This window comes from Streptomyces sp. NPDC003035 (assembly GCF_042888285.1).
Lineage (GTDB): Bacteria > Actinomycetota > Actinomycetes > Streptomycetales > Streptomycetaceae > Streptomyces.
Genome location: NZ_JBIAPJ010000007.1, coordinates 214,442 through 228,593, shown reverse-complemented (window position 1 = coordinate 228,593; position 14,152 = coordinate 214,442). Strand labels below are relative to the sequence as shown.

The following is a 14,152-nucleotide window of genomic DNA, read 5'->3' as shown; positions in this document are numbered from 1 at the left end:
CGCGTGGCGGACGGGCGGCGCGCGGTGGTGCGGCGCGTGCGCTCACTCCTTCGGGTGAGATGCCCGGTCGGCGTTCCCCCGTGCGGGGTGCGGTCGGGAGAATCGACGCGGCCACAGGGGCGGACCTGTGTGCCGCAGGGCCTTCGGGCGCTGCAGGGCCTCAGGAAGGGCCGTGCATGATCCGTACCAGGACGTTGCTCTCCCCCGAGTCCCGGCTGCGCCGACTGGCTCCACTCGCCCTTCCCACGCTCTGGGGGGCTGTGGCCGTGACCTGGAAACTCGGCTGTCCCCTGGCCCAGCAACCGGGCCTGCCCATGCGCATCGCGACCAGCGTGGTCTTCTTCACCGTCGGCACTGGGCTGATCCTCGGCATCCGCCACGGTCTCTCGCGCGAGCTGAAGCGGGTGCGGGCCATCGCGGACGCCACCCAGCGCGTGCTGCTGCGCCCGCCGTCGCCTCGGCTCGACGGCCTGTCCGTCGCCGCCGGCCAGCTCTCGGCCTCCCGGGGCGCGGCCGTCGGCGGGGACCTGTACGAGGCGGTGGCCACGCCCTACGGCGTACGGATCGTCATCGGGGACGTCCGCGGCCACGGTCTCGCGGCTCTCGGCGCCGTGGTCGCCGTGCTCGGCAGCTTCCGCGAGGCGGCCCACGACGAACCCGGACTCGACGGCGTCCTGCGGCGCTTGGACCGGGCCCTCGGCAGGCACCTGCGGGACCGCGCCCGCGACGAGCACCCGGCGTTCTGCGACGGACGGGAACCGGAGCACCCCGCGGCCGAGGAGTTCGTCACCGTCCTGCTCCTGGAGATCCGCCAGGACGGGGAGGTGTACGCCCTCAACTGCGGGCACCCGGGCCCGTACCGGATCGGCCACCGGGTGGAGACCGTCCCCGTCGGCGACCCGCTGCCGCCGCTCGGCACCTTCCCGCTGCCGGCCGACCTCTCCCCGTACCACTGCACCCGGCTCCTGCCGGGCGAGGTGCTCTTCCTGCACACCGACGGGGCCGAGGACGCCCGCGACGGAGCCGGCCGCTTCTTCGCGCTCGAATCGGTCCTGGCCGAGGCCGCCCATGCCGCGCCGCCCCTCTCACCCGCCGTGCTCGTCCGCCGGGTGCACACCGCCCTCCTGCGGCACACGCGCGGCCGACTCGCCGACGACGTCGCCCTGCTGGTCGTCCGCAACGACCGGACGCGGGTGCCGGCGCAGCCCGCCGAACCCGGGCTGCGCCGTCCCCGACCCGCGCCCTCCCCTCACGGGTGAGCGGTGGGACGGGTGTGCCGCCCGCCCTGCCACGGAGTGTCGGGCAGGTCGGCAGGGCGGGCGGCGAGAGAGGGCCGCCGTACTGTTCGAGGGGGAGCCGGCGGCCCGGTCGCCTTGCGGCGAGGCGCTCAGTCAACCGGCCCGGACGGGACCGCGGCAGAGTGCACGGACCGCGAATGCGGGCACTTCATTCACACCCCGTGCGAATCCACCCGCCGCTACGCTGGTGGCGCCCACGGAGCAGCAACCCCCGGAGGGGCCCGTGCAGCAGCCCAACACCCTGCTTGACGCCCTGCTGGACGAGGCGGGCTTCTCGCACGCCGGTCTGGCTGCCCAGGTGAACCGCGCGGGCCGCTCCCGGGGTTTGACCCTGCGGTACGAACACACGGCCGTCGCCCGCTGGTTGAAGGGGCAGCGGCCGAGGGGGCAGGTCCCCGACCTGATCTGCGAGGTGCTGGCCGTCCGGCTGCACCGGCCGGTCACCCTCGACGACATCGGCCTGGGCGTACCGGGCGGCGACGTCGGCGCGCACGGGTCGCCGCTCTCCGGGTTCGTCGAGCGGGCCACCGCCCTCTGGCGCTCCGACGAGCAGCAGCGGCCGCACGTCCTCGGCGCGCAGGCCGTCACCGGCACCCCCGCCGTGATGCCGGTCTGGGAGTGGGAGAACCCGCCGGAGGACGCCGACGTGTCCCGCGACGGCCGGACCCGGGTGTCGATGGCCGACATCACGATGCTCCGCGCCGCCCGGGCGCACTACGAGCAGATGTACCGCAAGGCCGGCGGCATCGCGACCCGCACGCGGGTCGTGGGCTTCCTCAACGCCGAGACCGCGCCGCTGCTGCGGGGCGCGTACAACGACGATCTCGGCCGGCAGCTGCACCGCGCCACGGGCGGCCTGGTGGCGGTGGCCGGCATCTGCGCGTACGACTCCGACGCGCACGGACTCGCCCAGCGGTACTTCCATCAGGCGCTGCGCCTCGCCAAGGCGAGCGGGGACCGCGGCCTCGGCGCCTATGTGATCGCGCTGCTCGTCAACCAGTCGCTGTTCATGGGGCAGTACCGGCAGGCGGTGGCGTTCGCCGAGGCGGCGCTGCGGGCGGCCGGGCGGCAGATCACCCCGGCGCTCGCCGCCGATCTCTCGGCGATGCAGGCGAAGGCGTACGCCCATCTCGGTGACGGACGGGCCGCGTTGACCTGCATCCGACGGGCCGAGGCGGAGGCGGAGCGGATCAGCCCCGGGCACGAGCCGGCCGAGACGGGCTATGTGCAGCCCGGGCTCGTCAATGTGCAGGTCGCCGAGGCGTTGCTCAGTCTGGGGGATCTTCCGGCGGCACGGGAGCACGCCCGGGCGGCCGTGGAGACGCCGGCGCACGACCGGGGCAGGGTGCACCGGCTGGCGATGCTGTGCCAGATCGAGCTGCGGCAGGGGGAGGCCGACGAGGCGGCGCGGACGGCCGTGGAGATGACGGAGCGGGCGCGCGGCATGGAGTCGCAGCGCCTGCGGGACCGGTTGCGGCTCGTGCGGGAACATCTGCTGGCGAGCGACTGCGGGGACGCGCATGAGGCGGCCGAACTCATCGACGGGGCACTGCGCGTTCCCCTGTGAGCCCCGGACTGCTGCCATATTGCCACCGACCAATCGGAAGGTGGCAGAAACGTGCAGTGGACGAAAATAAGCGAACAGCCCGTGTATGAGAACCGCTGGTTCCGGGTGAACCTCGCGGACGTCGAACTCCCGGACGGCCGCCACCTCGACCACTATCTGATCCGGCTCCGCCCGGTCGCCGTCGCGACCGCCGTCAACGAGGCCAACGAAGTCCTCATGCTCTGGCGGCACCGCTTCATCACCGACAGCTGGGGCTGGGAGCTGGCCGCCGGTGTGGTGGAGGACGGAGAGGAGCCGGAGGCGGCCGCGGCCCGCGAGATGGAGGAGGAGACGGGCTGGCGCCCGGGGCCCTTGCGACATCTCCTCACCGTCGAGCCGTCCAACGGCCTCACCGACGCCCGGCACCACCTCTACTGGGCGGAGGAGGCCACGTACATCGGCCCGCCCGAGGACGACTTCGAGTCCTCGCGGCGTGAGTGGGTACCGCTCAAGCTGGTACCCGACATGATCGCCCGGGGCGAGATCCCGGCGGCCAACATGGCGGCGGGCCTCCTGCTGCTGCACCACCTGCGGCTCGGCTGAGCCGCCGGGAGAACGCCGAACGGCCCGTACCTGTGCGGGTGTACGGGCCGTTCGGACGTCAGGTGGCTCTCAGGCGTACGGGTGGAAGCTCAGGCGTACGGGTAGAAGCCCGAGCCGGTCTTGCGGCCGAGCCGGCCGGCGTCCACCATCCGCTGGAGCAGCGGGGGAGCGGCGTACAGCGGCTCCTTGTACTCGGTGTACATCGAGTCGGCGATCGAGGCGATCGTGTCCAGGCCGATCAGGTCGGCGAGCTTCAGCGGGCCCATCGGATGGGCGCAGCCGAACTCCATGCCGTTGTCGATGTCCTCGCGGCTGGCGATGCCCGACTCGAACATACGGATCGCGGAGAGCAGATACGGGACCAGCAGGGCGTTGACCACGAAGCCGGACCGGTCCTGGGCGCGGATGGCGTGCTTGCCCAGCACCTTCTCGGCGAAGATCTGCGCGCGGCTGATCGTGCCCTCGGAGGTGGTGAGGGCCGGGATCAGCTCGACGAGCTTCTGCACCGGTGCCGGGTTGAAGAAGTGGATGCCGATGACGTGGTCGGGGCGCGAGGTCGCCACGGCGAGCTTCACGAGGGGGATCGAGGAGGTGTTGGAGGCGAGGATCGCGTCCTGCCGGGTGATCACCTGGTCGAGCACCTGGAAGATCTCGGTCTTGACCTGCTCGTTCTCCACGACGGCCTCGATGACGAGGTCACGGTCGGCGAACTCGCCCAGGTCGGTGGTGAAGCTGAGGCGCGCCAGCGTCGCGTCGCGCTCCTCGTCGCTGATCTTGCCGCGTTCGGCGGCCTTCGCCAGCGAGTTGTAGAGCCGCGTGCGGCCGATCTCCAGCGCCTCGCCGGTGGTCTCGGCGACCTTCACCTCGAGGCCGCTGCGGGCACACACCTCCGCGATGCCTGCGCCCATCTGGCCGCAGCCCACCACTCCGACGCGCTCAATGTCGGCCATGGAGTCCGTCACCTCGTGCCTTTCGCTCTTCTCTGGCGGCGGGCCCGTGTGATTCCGGTGCGTCCGCCTCGACCCCACGACGTTACCGCTCATTAACCGATGATCGATCGCCCGGGCTGGGCATCATCTGCTCATGCGTGTGACGTATCCAACACCTGAGGAGCGACATATGGGATCGATCGGGAGAAGAGGGTTCGTGGCGGGCACCGCGCTGACGGTGTTTTCCGCCGCCGCGGGCAGTGCGAGCGCGTCGGCGTCGACGCAAACGTCGGCTTTGCCACAGGCGTCGGCTTCGCCACAGGAGCGACAGCCGGAGGCGGAGCCGGATCCGGTACGGAAGGGGGCGCGGGCGGAGCCCGAGTTCCGCGGCATGTGGCTGGCGACGGTCGCCAACCGGGACTGGCCCTCCCGCCCGGGCCTCACCCCCGCCCAGCAGCGGACCGAACTCCTCGCCCATCTGGACAAGGCCGTCGAGCGGCGGCTGAACACGGTGATCCTCCAGGTGCGGCCGAGCGCCGACGCCCTGTGGCCGTCTCCGCACGAGCCCTGGTCCGAGTGCCTCACCGGGGTGCAGGGCCGGGATCCCGGCTGGGACCCGCTGGGCACGGCCGTCGCGGAGGCCCATGCGCGGAGCCTGGAGCTGCACGCCTGGTTCAACCCGTACCGCGTGGCACGTCACGCCGATCCGGGCCGGCTGTCCGCCGATCACCCGGCCCGGCGCCACCCCGACTGGATCGTCCCGTACGGCGGGCAGCTCTACTACAACCCCGGGCTGCCCGAGGTCCGCCGCTTCGTCCAGGACGCGATGCTCGACGCCGTCCGCCGCTACGACATCGACGGCGTGCACTGGGACGACTACTTCTACCCCTATCCGGTCGACGGCGAGGCCTTCGACGACGACGAGGCGTACGCGCGGTACGGCGGGGGCTTCCGGGACCGGGCGTCCTGGCGGCGGAACAACATCGACCTGCTGGTCTCCGAGACGGCCGCCCGGATCAAGGAGACCGCCGGGCGGCCGCGGTTCGGGATCAGCCCCTTCGGGGTCTGGCGCAACGCCGGCACCGACCCGGAAGGGTCGGACACCCAGTCGGCGCAGACCTACGACGACCTGTACGCCGACACCAGGAAATGGATCAGGGAGGGCTGGATCGACTACGTGATCCCGCAGTTGTACTGGAACATCGGCTTCGCCGCCGCCGACTACGCCAAGCTCGTGCCCTGGTGGGACGAGACGGTGCGGGGCACGGACGTCGGCCTGTACATCGGCGAGGCGCTCTACAAGTGCGGTGACCCCGCCCAGCCGGCCGCCTGGCAGGACCCGAAGGAGCTCTCCCGGCATCTGACGCTCGCCGCCCGGTATCCGACGGTGGGCGGGCACTGCTACTTCTCGGCACGGGAAGTCGCGTCGGACCGGATCGGGGCGATGGCCGCCGTCGTGGCCGACCACTACCCGACCTGGGTCCGCCCACCGCGCTAGGCGATCCGGTTCACCTCTGCTCGTGACGACGTACGACGGTGTCGGGGCCCGGCGACATCAGGGCCTCGTGACCGTCGTCGTCGAACTTGACGCGGTACGGGGGGCTGCCGTTCTCGCCCAGTACCTGAAGGACCTCGGCCGTACGGTCGTGCTGACCGACGGTCCGGCCGTGCACCAGCAGTTTGTCGCCCACTGTCGCTTGCATCGGGGGTGACCTCCTCGCGGCCGTGCTTGTCCTACTTCGGAGTCTACGTCCGCCATTGTGACCCGCATCACCCCCGTGCGCGCGCTCAGCCCTTCGCGCGCTGGGTCACCGCGATGCAGACCAGCACCGCGACGGCGGCGAGCGGCGCGGCGGGGGACAGGGACTCGCCGAGCAGCGAGACCGACCAGACGAGGGTCAGCAGCGGCTGGGCGAGCTGCAGCTGGCTCGCCTTGGGGATGCCGATCGCCGCCATGCCCCGATACCAGACGTACAGGCCGAAGAAGGTGGAACCGGCCGCGACCCAGACGAGGCCGATGACGCCGTGGGCGTTGAGCGTGACGGGCTCGAAGGAGAGCGCGACGGCCGAGCCGGCGACCATCAGCGGCAGGCAGAGGATCAGCGCCCAGCCGATGACCTGCCAGCCCGGCATGAGGCGGGCGAGCCTGCCGCCCTCGGTGTAGCCGGCCGCGCAGACCAGGAGCGCGCCGAAGAGGTACAGGTCGCCGGTGGAGAGCGCGCCGCCGCTCTGCTGGAGCGTGAAGGCGATGACGACCGCCGCGCCGGAGACGGCGGCGATCCAGAACGTACGCGAGGGGCGACGGCCCGTGCGGATCGCGGCGAGGGTCGCCGTGGTGAGCGGCAGCAGACCGACGACCACGGCGGCGTGCGAGGTCGTGGACGTCTGCAGCGCCAGGGTCGTCAGGAGCGGGAAGCCCACCACGACGCCGCCGGCGACGACGGCGAGCCCCGCCCAGTGGCGGCGCTCGGGCAGCGGCACGCGCAGGGCGAGCAGGAAGGCGCCCGCGATGAGCGCGGCGAGCGTCGAGCGCACGGCCACCAGCGACCAGGGGCCGAAGCTCTCGAGCCCCCAGGCGGTGGAGGGGAAGGTGAGCGAGAACGAGACCACGCCCAGCACGGCAAGGAGCGTTCCGCGGGCCTCGGGGGAGACGGTCGCGGGGCTGCCGACCGCTATCGTCGAAGTGGGAGTAGCGCTATTCTGTGCTGTCATGCAAGAGCGTAGCAGTGTCGCGGAACTGGCCACCTCTCTGAAAGCGGAACTCGACCGCTACTCCCCTGGAGGAAAGCTGCCGTCGAGTCGTGCCCTCGTCGAGCGCTATCGCGTCTCTCCCGTGACGGTCACCAGGGCCCTCGCCCAGCTCGCGGCCGAGGGCCTCGTCGTCACGCGGCCGGGAGCCGGGGCGTTCCGCGCGGAGCCCCGTACGCGGACGCCCTTCGTGGGGGACACCTCCTGGCAGGAGGTGGCGCTGAGCGCCGACACCGCGACCGAGCTGGTGCCACGCGCCGTCGACGCCTCCGGTGTGCTCGTGACGCTGTCGGCGCCGCCGGCGGGTGTCGTCGAGTTCAACGGCGGCTATCTGCACCCCTCGCTCCAGCCCGAGCGCGCCATGGCCGCCGCCCTGGCCCGTGCGGGCCGCCGCCCCGGCGCCTGGGGACGGCCCCCCACCGACGGCCTGCCCGAACTGCGCGAGTGGTTCGCCCGGGAGATCGGCGGCACCGTCACCGCCGCCGACGTCCTCATCACCGCGGGCGGACAGTCCGCCATCACCACCGCCCTGCGGGCCCTCGCCCCGCCCGGCACGCACGTCCTCGTCGAATCGCCGACCTACCCCGGCATGCTCGCGATCGCCCGCGCGGCCGGCCTGCGCCCCGTCCCCGTCCCGGCCGACGCCGACGGCGTCCGCCCCGACCTGCTGGAAGCCGCCTTCCGGGCCACCGGAGCCCGCGTCTTCGTCTGCCAGCCGCTCTTCCAGAACCCGACCGGCGCCGTCCTGGACACCCGGCGCCGACGGGACGTCGTCCGGATCGCCCGCGCCGCCGGCGCCTTCGTCGTCGAGGACGACTTCGCCCGCCGGCTCGTCCACGAGGGCTCCGCCCCGCTTCCCGCCCCCCTCGCCGCCGAGGACGCGGACGGCGTCGTCGTCCACGTCTGTTCCCTGACCAAGCCCACCTCCCCGAGCCTGCGCGTCGGCGCCCTCGCCGCCCGCGGGCCGGTCCTCGAACGGCTGCGCGCCATCCAGGTCGTCGACAGCTTCTTCGTCGCCCGCCCGCTCCAGGAGGCCGCCCTGGAACTCGTCGGCTCGCCCGCCTGGAGCCGCCATCTGCGCGCCGTCTCCCAGGAGCTGAGGAACCGCCGCGACGTCATGACCGGAGCCCTCGCCCTCCACCTCCCCGAACTCGCCCTGCCCCACATCCCCTCCGGCGGCTACCAGCTCTGGCTCCGGCTCCCCGACGCCATCCCCGAGTCCGCCCTCGTCGGGGGCGCCCTGCGGGCCGGCGTCGCCGTCGCCCCCGGCCGCCCCTACTTCTGCGCCGAGCCCCCCGCCGGCCACATCCGGCTGAGCTTCGCGGGCGTGGCGGGGCCCGCCGAGATCGCCGAGGGGGTGCGCCGGCTGCGGTCGGCCGTCGACGAGCTCACGCTCTGAGACGGCCGTGGACGGGCCCGGCCTCCGAGACGGTCATGGAAATGAACTGACAACCCCCGCGCGGCCTGGAACCCTGCCCGTCATGAGCACCACGAACGCCACACCGCTCCAGACGTACGGCGCGTACGAGATCTCCACCGACCCGGCCCGCATCGACCGGGCCCGGGTCCACCACTGGCTCTCCACCGACACGTACTGGGCCATGGACCGCCCCCGCGAGAAGCAGGACCGGGCCGTCGACGGCTCCCTCAACTTCGGCGCCTACCACCGGGAGACGGGGGAGATCGCCGCCTACGCACGGGTCATCACCGACCACGCCACCTTCGCCTGGCTCTGCGACGTCTACGTCGACCGGCCGGCCCGCGGTACCGGACTCGGCACCGCGCTGGTGACCGCGGTGCGGGACCACCTGGAGCCGTACGGGCTGCGCCGCATCCTTCTCGCCACGGCCGACGCGCACGGTCTGTACGAGAAGGTCGGTTTTGAGTCCCTGCGCAACACGGACAAGTGGATGACTCTCGGGCTCCACTGACCGGCCGACCCTCCCACGACCCGTTCAGAGTCCGCGCATATGCCTCTTGACCTGTCAGGCCCGCGGCCTCACGATCGCGGCCATGGGTCTTCGGGTCACGCTCGTCGCAGCGGCGCGCAGCTCCTCCCTGCTCGCGGAGCGGTTCGACGACGACCGGCCGCTCGACGAGGCCGGCTGGTACGAGGTGCAGCTCGCCGCGCACACACTGGTCCCGCTCGGCGCGGCCGAGCTGCGCTACTGCTCCCCGACGCCCCGCAGCCGCGCCACCGGCACGGCGCTCGGCTACGCCCCCCTCGCGCAGCTCGCGCTGCGCGACTGCGACATGGGCCGGTGGCGGGGACTGACCCTCGCCGAGGTCGCCGCCCTCGAACCGGCCGCCGTCGACGCCTGGCTGACCGACCCGCGGACCGCCCCGCACGGCGGCGAGACCCTCCTCGCGTTCATCTCGCGCATAGGGGGTTGGCTCGACACCCGGCCGGCCGACGACGGCTCCATCGTGGCCGTCGCCGAACCCGCCGTCGTACGAGCCGCCCTGGTGTACGCGCTCAAGGCGCCGCCCGCCACCTTCTGGAACGTCGACGTCCGCCCCCTGTCCACGGTCACCCTCACCGGCCGTCCCGGCCTGTGGCACCTCCACCTCCAGGCGGCCGTCGGCTAGCGTCCGCGGCGGAGGCGAGGGTCGGAGACCGGCTAGCCTGAGACCACGATGAACCGTTTGACCACGTCATGGGGCGAGTTCCCGCTCACCCGCTTCCCCGAGGACCCGCGCGACTCCCTGCGAGCCTGGGACGCGTCCGACGAGTACCTGCTGCGGCACCTGGCCGAGACGGACACCGACCTGTCCGGCGCGGTCGCCGTCGTCGGTGACCGCTGGGGCGCGCTGACCACCGTGCTCGCCGCCCGGCGCCCCGCCGTCCTCACACAGATCTCCGACTCCTACCTCGGCCGCCGGGCCACCGAGGAGAACCTGGCGCGGTCCGGGGCAGCCGCGCAGGACGCGGTCTCACTGCTCACCACCCAGGACCCGCCGCCCGAGCGCGTCGACGTCCTGCTCGTCCGCGTCCCCAAGAGCCTCGCGCTCCTGGAGGACCAGCTCCACCGGCTCGCGCCCGCCGTGCACGAGGGGACCGTGGTGGTGGGGACCGGCATGGTCAAGGAGATCCACACCTCCACGCTCCAGCTCTTCGAGAAGATCCTCGGCCCCACCCGTACCTCGCTCGCCGCGAAGAAGGCCCGGCTCATCTTCTGCACCCCGGATCCGGCACTGGAGCGGGCGGCCAACCCCTGGCCCTACCGGTACGCACTCCCCGCCGACGCCGCGACCGTCGCCGGGCGAACCGTCACCAACCAGGCCGGGATCTTCTGCGCCGACCGCCTCGACATCGGCACCCGCTTCTTCCTGCGGCACCTGCCGACGGGCCTCGGCCGCGCCCGGGTCGCCGACCTGGGCTGCGGAAACGGAGTCGTCGGCCTGGCCGTCGCGCTGACCGAGCCCGAGGCCGAGCTGGTCTTCGCCGACGAGTCGTACCAGGCCGTCGCCTCGGCCGAGGAGAACTTCCGCACCCACGCGGGCCCCGACCGCACGGCCGAGTTCGTGGTGGGCGACGGGCTGGCGGACCTCGACCCCGGCTCGGTCGACCTCGTGCTCAACAACCCGCCGTTCCACAGCCACCAGGCCACCACCGACCGCACCGCACGCCGGATGTTCACCGACGCGCGGCGCGCCCTGCGGCCGGGCGGCGAACTGTGGGTCGTCGGGAACCGGCACCTCGGCTACCACGTCACGCTGCGCCGCATCTTCGGCTCCTGCGAACTGATCGCGAGCGACCCGAAGTTCGTGGTCCTGCGGGCGGTCAAGCAGGCGGCCGGGACGGGCCGGTAGGCGACACCCCCTAGCTCTTCCAGGTGCGGGAGCAGAGGACGAGCCGATAGCCGTCGGGGTCGGCGATCGTGACCCCGAACTCCTCCCAGTACGGGTTGTGCGCCGACACCCGCGTCCCGCCCGCGGCGAGCAGGCGGGTCAGCTGGGCCTCCTCGACGGGAGCGCCCAGGTAGACCACGAACAGGTCGTCGACGGTCGGCGTCGGCTCCAGCGGGTTCTCCGGGTCGTGGGTGAGCTCGAAGTGCCAGGTGCCGCCCGCCGGGCCGACCATGAGCAGATCGTGCTCGCCGGAGACCCGCTCCGTGCTCCTCCACAGCACGTCGAGGCCGAGCCCTTCGACGTAGAAGCGCTCGGCGGCGACGAGATCCCGCGAGGGGCGGGCGACACGGACGGGGGTCTGCGCATGGATGATCATGGCCTGGAGCGTAGCCAACTCACGGCGTCCGCGCGGTGAATGCGCCGGAGGGCGGGGGTACGGGACCGGCGTCCGGACCCCCGCGACGCCGGCCCCGGTGCCGGGCCGCGCCGGCACCGGGCCCGCCGTACCGGCCTACGCCAGGGTCACCAGATCCCGGTACTCCTCGCTCCACAGGTCCTCGTCCGCGTCCGGCAGCAGCAGCACCCGTTCCGGCCGCAGCGCGTCGATCGCGCCCTCGTCGTGCGTGACCATCACGATCGCGCCCGGATAGGTCCCCACGGCGGCCAGGACCTCGTCCCGCGACGCCGGGTCCAGGTTGTTCGTCGGCTCGTCCAGGAGCAGGACGTTCGCGCCCGAGTGGACGAGGCCGGCGAGCGCGAGCCGGGTCTTCTCCCCGCCCGACAGGACCCCGGCCCTCTTCTCGGCGTCGTCGCCCTGGAACAGGAACGCCCCCAGAACACCCCGTACCTCCGCGTCCGTCAGCCGCGGAGCCGCGGCGGCGAGGTTCTCCCGGACCGTACGGTCGGGGTCCAGCGTCTCGTGCTCCTGGGCGAAGTACCCGACGCGCAGGCCGGGACCGCGCACGACGCGCCCGGAGTCGGGCCGCTCGCGCCCGGCGAGCAGCCGCAGCAGCGTGGTCTTGCCGGCGCCGTTGAGGCCGAGCACCACGAGCCGGCTGCCCCGGTCCACGGCGAGGTCGACACCGTCCAGGACCGGGCGCCCGGACCCGTACCCCTTGGTCAGGGAGACCGCGCCGAGCGGCATCCGGCCGCACGGCGCGGGCTCGGGGAGCCGGATACGAGCCACCTGATCGGCCCGGCGCGCCGGTTCCAGACCGGAGAGCATCCGGTCGGCGCGGCGGGCCATGCTCCTGGCCGTCGTCGCGGTCGCCACACGGGACTTCATCCGCTCCGCCTGGGCGTGCAGCGCGGCCGCCTTGCGTTCGGCGTTGGCCCGCTCGCGCGTCCGCCGGCGCTCGTCGGCGTCCCGCTGGGCGAGGTACGCGGCCCACCCGGTGTTGTGGATGTCGATCGTGGCGCGCTGCGGATCGAGGTGGAACACCCGGTTGACCGTGTCGGCCAGCAGGGAGACGTCGTGGCTGATCAGCACCAGACCGCCCTGGTGCGCGGCGAGGAATCCCCGCAGCCAGCCGATCGAGTCGGCGTCGAGGTGGTTGGTCGGCTCGTCGAGCAGCAGTGTGCCCTCGCGGCCGTGTCCCGCGAACAGGATCCTGGCCAGCTCGACCCGCCGCTTCTGGCCGCCGGAGAGCGTGCCGACGGCCCGCCCCATCACCTCGGTGGGCAGCCCGAGGCCGGCGGCGACCCGAGCGGCCTCGGCTTCGGCGGCGTATCCGCCGCGGGCCTCGAACTCGGCCTCCGCGCGGCTGTACGCGGCCATGGCCCGGGCGTCGGCGTCCTCGCCGAGGGCGACCGCCGCCGCCTGCAGGGCGTGCGCGGCCCGGTCGAGTCCGCGCGCGGAGAGGATCCGGTCCGTGACGGTGACGGTGGGATCGGCGGCGCGGGAGTCCTGCGGAAGATGGCCGATCGGGCCGGTGTGGGTGAGGGAGCCCGCGGCCGGGCGGCGCAGCCCGGCCAGGGTGTCGAGGAGGGTGGTCTTCCCGGCGCCGTTGCGGCCGACGAGGCCGATCCGGTCGCCGGGGGCGATGTGGAAGGAGATGTCGGACAGCAGCAGCCGGGCGCCGGCGCGCACGTCGGCACCACGAAGGGTGATCATGGGGTAACGCTCCGAAAAAGCAGAAGGACACACGGGTAGCGTGGAAGCGGGTCCTTGAGCTAGGAGATTCGGGGCGTCGACATGCCGTCGAGGCTAACGGAACGGCCGGGGGAGGCGCACGGGACTTTCGCCCCGGCATGCCTCCCGGCAGGCCCCGGCACGCCTCGGCACGGGTCCCGACACGGCCCCGGGCACCGGTCAGGACTCGGAAAAGACCAGGTCGAGTGCGCGTAGCCGTTCCTGGTCGGTCGTGATGTCGAGGGCGGTGATCCGCTCGCCCCTGATCGTGAACGCCACCGCGGAGACCGGGCGCCCTTCCCTGAACGCGACGACACCGGTCGCCCCGTTCACCAGCGCCGGCTTCGCCACCGCCGCGAGCCGGGCGAACGCGGCGGCTCCCTCCGCGACGGCGGGCGCACCGTGGACCGGACCGGTCTCGGAGTACGCCACGACATCCGGGTCCAGGACGGCGGCGAGGGCGCGGGCGTCCCGTGCGCGGGCGGCGGCGAGGAACACCTCCACGACCGCGCGCCGGCGCCCCGGCTCGGCTTCCGTACCCCCTCCACCGGAGCCCCGCACCCGGCGCCGCGCCCGCCCGGCGAGGCGCCCCGCCTCCTGGGGCGTACGGCCGGTGAGCCGGGCGACCTCGTGCAGGGGCAGCCCGAACAGGTCGTGCAGGGCATGGGCGAGCCGCTCGTCCGGTGCCAGCGACTCCAGTACGACGAGGAGGGCGACCCACACGGAGTCGACAGCGCCCCCTTCACCGAGGGCTCCTTCCGGCCCTCGGTTCTCGCCCCGGCCCGGCTGATCGCCTCCGCCGACCACCCGCCCGTACCCGCGAGCCGCCCGCGTCCGGAGCCGTTCCACACACACCTGCCCGACCACGACCGCCAGCCAACTCCCGATCCCGTCGAGCCGCGCCCGCGCCGCACGCAGCGCCTCCTCCGCCTCGCCGTGCGACCCGAGCATCCGGTGGGCGACCGCCCGCAGCCGGTCCTGGTGGTCGTCGAACCGCCGGGCGAGAAACTCCTGGTCCTGCATGGTGGTCCCCACTCCTCATCGC

The 14,152-nt window shown here is 73.3% G+C and carries 14 protein-coding genes; 8 read left to right on the top strand and 6 right to left on the bottom strand.

Features of this window, described 5'->3' with window-relative positions; genetic code table 11:
• Positions 1–176 precede the first annotated feature (176 nt).
• The 3 genes from ACFYV5_RS23550 (at position 177) to ACFYV5_RS23540 (ending at position 3,447) form a co-directional block, all read left to right on the top strand.
• Complete coding sequence (locus ACFYV5_RS23550; RefSeq protein WP_389171491.1) at positions 177–1,259, top strand: PP2C family protein-serine/threonine phosphatase; 1,083 nt, start codon at positions 177–179, stop codon at positions 1,257–1,259.
• A gap of 262 nt (positions 1,260–1,521) precedes the next feature.
• Positions 1,522–2,865 carry a transcriptional regulator gene (locus ACFYV5_RS23545; RefSeq protein ID WP_389171488.1) on the top strand — a complete coding sequence of 448 codons (1,344 nt, stop codon included), beginning with the start codon at positions 1,522–1,524 and terminating at the stop codon, positions 2,863–2,865.
• 51 nt (positions 2,866–2,916) lie between these two features.
• Positions 2,917–3,447 carry an NUDIX domain-containing protein gene (locus tag ACFYV5_RS23540; RefSeq protein ID WP_389171485.1) on the top strand — a complete coding sequence of 177 codons (531 nt, stop codon included), beginning with the start codon at positions 2,917–2,919 and terminating at the stop codon, positions 3,445–3,447.
• A gap of 89 nt (positions 3,448–3,536) precedes the next feature.
• Here ACFYV5_RS23540 and ACFYV5_RS23535 read toward each other — a convergent pair whose 3' ends face one another.
• Entirely contained in the window at positions 3,537–4,397 is an 861-nt protein-coding gene (locus tag ACFYV5_RS23535) for a 3-hydroxybutyryl-CoA dehydrogenase (RefSeq protein WP_355111919.1), read from the bottom strand.
• 169 nt (positions 4,398–4,566) lie between these two features.
• Between ACFYV5_RS23535 and ACFYV5_RS23530 the strand changes: the two genes are divergently transcribed.
• Positions 4,567–5,874, top strand: coding sequence for a glycoside hydrolase family 10 protein (locus tag ACFYV5_RS23530; protein WP_389171481.1), 1,308 nt, complete (start codon positions 4,567–4,569; stop codon positions 5,872–5,874).
• A gap of 10 nt (positions 5,875–5,884) precedes the next feature.
• On the opposite strand, the gene ACFYV5_RS23525 is transcribed toward ACFYV5_RS23530, so the two are convergent.
• Positions 5,885–6,079, bottom strand: coding sequence for a DUF1918 domain-containing protein (locus tag ACFYV5_RS23525; protein ID WP_355111915.1), 195 nt, complete (start codon positions 6,077–6,079; stop codon positions 5,885–5,887).
• A gap of 85 nt (positions 6,080–6,164) precedes the next feature.
• Positions 6,165–7,088, bottom strand: a complete 924-nt coding sequence (locus ACFYV5_RS23520) for a DMT family transporter (protein ID WP_355111913.1) — start codon at positions 7,086–7,088, stop codon at positions 6,165–6,167.
• On the opposite strand from ACFYV5_RS23520, the gene ACFYV5_RS23515 reads away from it, so the two are divergent.
• The 4 genes from ACFYV5_RS23515 (at position 7,087) to ACFYV5_RS23500 (ending at position 10,937) form a co-directional block, all read left to right on the top strand.
• The gene (locus tag ACFYV5_RS23515) at positions 7,087–8,523 is read left to right on the top strand and encodes a PLP-dependent aminotransferase family protein (protein ID WP_389171477.1); all 1,437 of its coding nucleotides are present in this window, start codon (positions 7,087–7,089) and stop codon (positions 8,521–8,523) included. The genes ACFYV5_RS23520 and ACFYV5_RS23515 overlap by 2 nt on opposite strands.
• Positions 8,524–8,605: 82 nt before the next feature.
• On the top strand, positions 8,606–9,055 hold the full coding sequence (locus ACFYV5_RS23510) for a GNAT family N-acetyltransferase (protein WP_355111910.1): 450 nt from the start codon (positions 8,606–8,608) through the stop codon (positions 9,053–9,055).
• Positions 9,056–9,137: 82 nt separating this feature from the next.
• A complete protein-coding gene (locus ACFYV5_RS23505; RefSeq protein WP_355111908.1) occupies positions 9,138–9,713 on the top strand; it encodes a histidine phosphatase family protein in 576 nt (191 codons plus the stop codon).
• A 48-nt stretch (positions 9,714–9,761) separates the two neighbouring features.
• Positions 9,762–10,937 carry a methyltransferase gene (locus ACFYV5_RS23500; RefSeq protein ID WP_389171473.1) on the top strand — a complete coding sequence of 392 codons (1,176 nt, stop codon included), beginning with the start codon at positions 9,762–9,764 and terminating at the stop codon, positions 10,935–10,937.
• Between the two features lie 10 nt (positions 10,938–10,947).
• On the opposite strand, the gene ACFYV5_RS23495 is transcribed toward ACFYV5_RS23500, so the two are convergent.
• From ACFYV5_RS23495 to ACFYV5_RS23485, 3 genes are all read right to left on the bottom strand, one after another.
• Positions 10,948–11,352, bottom strand: coding sequence for a VOC family protein (locus ACFYV5_RS23495; RefSeq protein WP_389171470.1), 405 nt, complete (start codon positions 11,350–11,352; stop codon positions 10,948–10,950).
• 135 nt (positions 11,353–11,487) lie between these two features.
• Positions 11,488–13,089, bottom strand: coding sequence for an ABC-F family ATP-binding cassette domain-containing protein (locus ACFYV5_RS23490; protein WP_389171467.1), 1,602 nt, complete (start codon positions 13,087–13,089; stop codon positions 11,488–11,490).
• A gap of 198 nt (positions 13,090–13,287) precedes the next feature.
• On the bottom strand, positions 13,288–14,130 hold the full coding sequence (locus ACFYV5_RS23485; protein ID WP_389171464.1) for an RNA polymerase subunit sigma-70: 843 nt from the start codon (positions 14,128–14,130) through the stop codon (positions 13,288–13,290).
• Positions 14,131–14,152: the final 22 nt, after the last annotated feature.

Excerpts from the sequence above, each read along its gene's own strand:
- ACFYV5_RS23520 (WP_355111913.1), bottom strand. The coding sequence starts at position 7,088 with ATGACAGCACAGAATAGCGCTACTCCCACTTCGACGATAGCGGTCGGC.
- ACFYV5_RS23495 (WP_389171470.1), bottom strand. The coding sequence starts at position 11,352 with ATGATCATCCATGCGCAGACCCCCGTCCGTGTCGCCCGCCCCTCGCGG.
- ACFYV5_RS23515 (WP_389171477.1), top strand. The coding sequence starts at position 7,087 with ATGCAAGAGCGTAGCAGTGTCGCGGAACTGGCCACCTCTCTGAAAGCG.
- ACFYV5_RS23505 (WP_355111908.1), top strand. The coding sequence starts at position 9,138 with ATGGGTCTTCGGGTCACGCTCGTCGCAGCGGCGCGCAGCTCCTCCCTG.
- ACFYV5_RS23485 (WP_389171464.1), bottom strand. The coding sequence starts at position 14,130 with ATGCAGGACCAGGAGTTTCTCGCCCGGCGGTTCGACGACCACCAGGAC.
- ACFYV5_RS23550 (WP_389171491.1), top strand. The coding sequence starts at position 177 with ATGATCCGTACCAGGACGTTGCTCTCCCCCGAGTCCCGGCTGCGCCGA.
- ACFYV5_RS23525 (WP_355111915.1), bottom strand. The coding sequence starts at position 6,079 with ATGCAAGCGACAGTGGGCGACAAACTGCTGGTGCACGGCCGGACCGTC.
- ACFYV5_RS23530 (WP_389171481.1), top strand. The coding sequence starts at position 4,567 with ATGGGATCGATCGGGAGAAGAGGGTTCGTGGCGGGCACCGCGCTGACG.
- ACFYV5_RS23535 (WP_355111919.1), bottom strand. The coding sequence starts at position 4,397 with ATGGCCGACATTGAGCGCGTCGGAGTGGTGGGCTGCGGCCAGATGGGC.
- ACFYV5_RS23510 (WP_355111910.1), top strand. The coding sequence starts at position 8,606 with ATGAGCACCACGAACGCCACACCGCTCCAGACGTACGGCGCGTACGAG.
- ACFYV5_RS23490 (WP_389171467.1), bottom strand. The coding sequence starts at position 13,089 with ATGATCACCCTTCGTGGTGCCGACGTGCGCGCCGGCGCCCGGCTGCTG.
- ACFYV5_RS23500 (WP_389171473.1), top strand. The coding sequence starts at position 9,762 with ATGAACCGTTTGACCACGTCATGGGGCGAGTTCCCGCTCACCCGCTTC.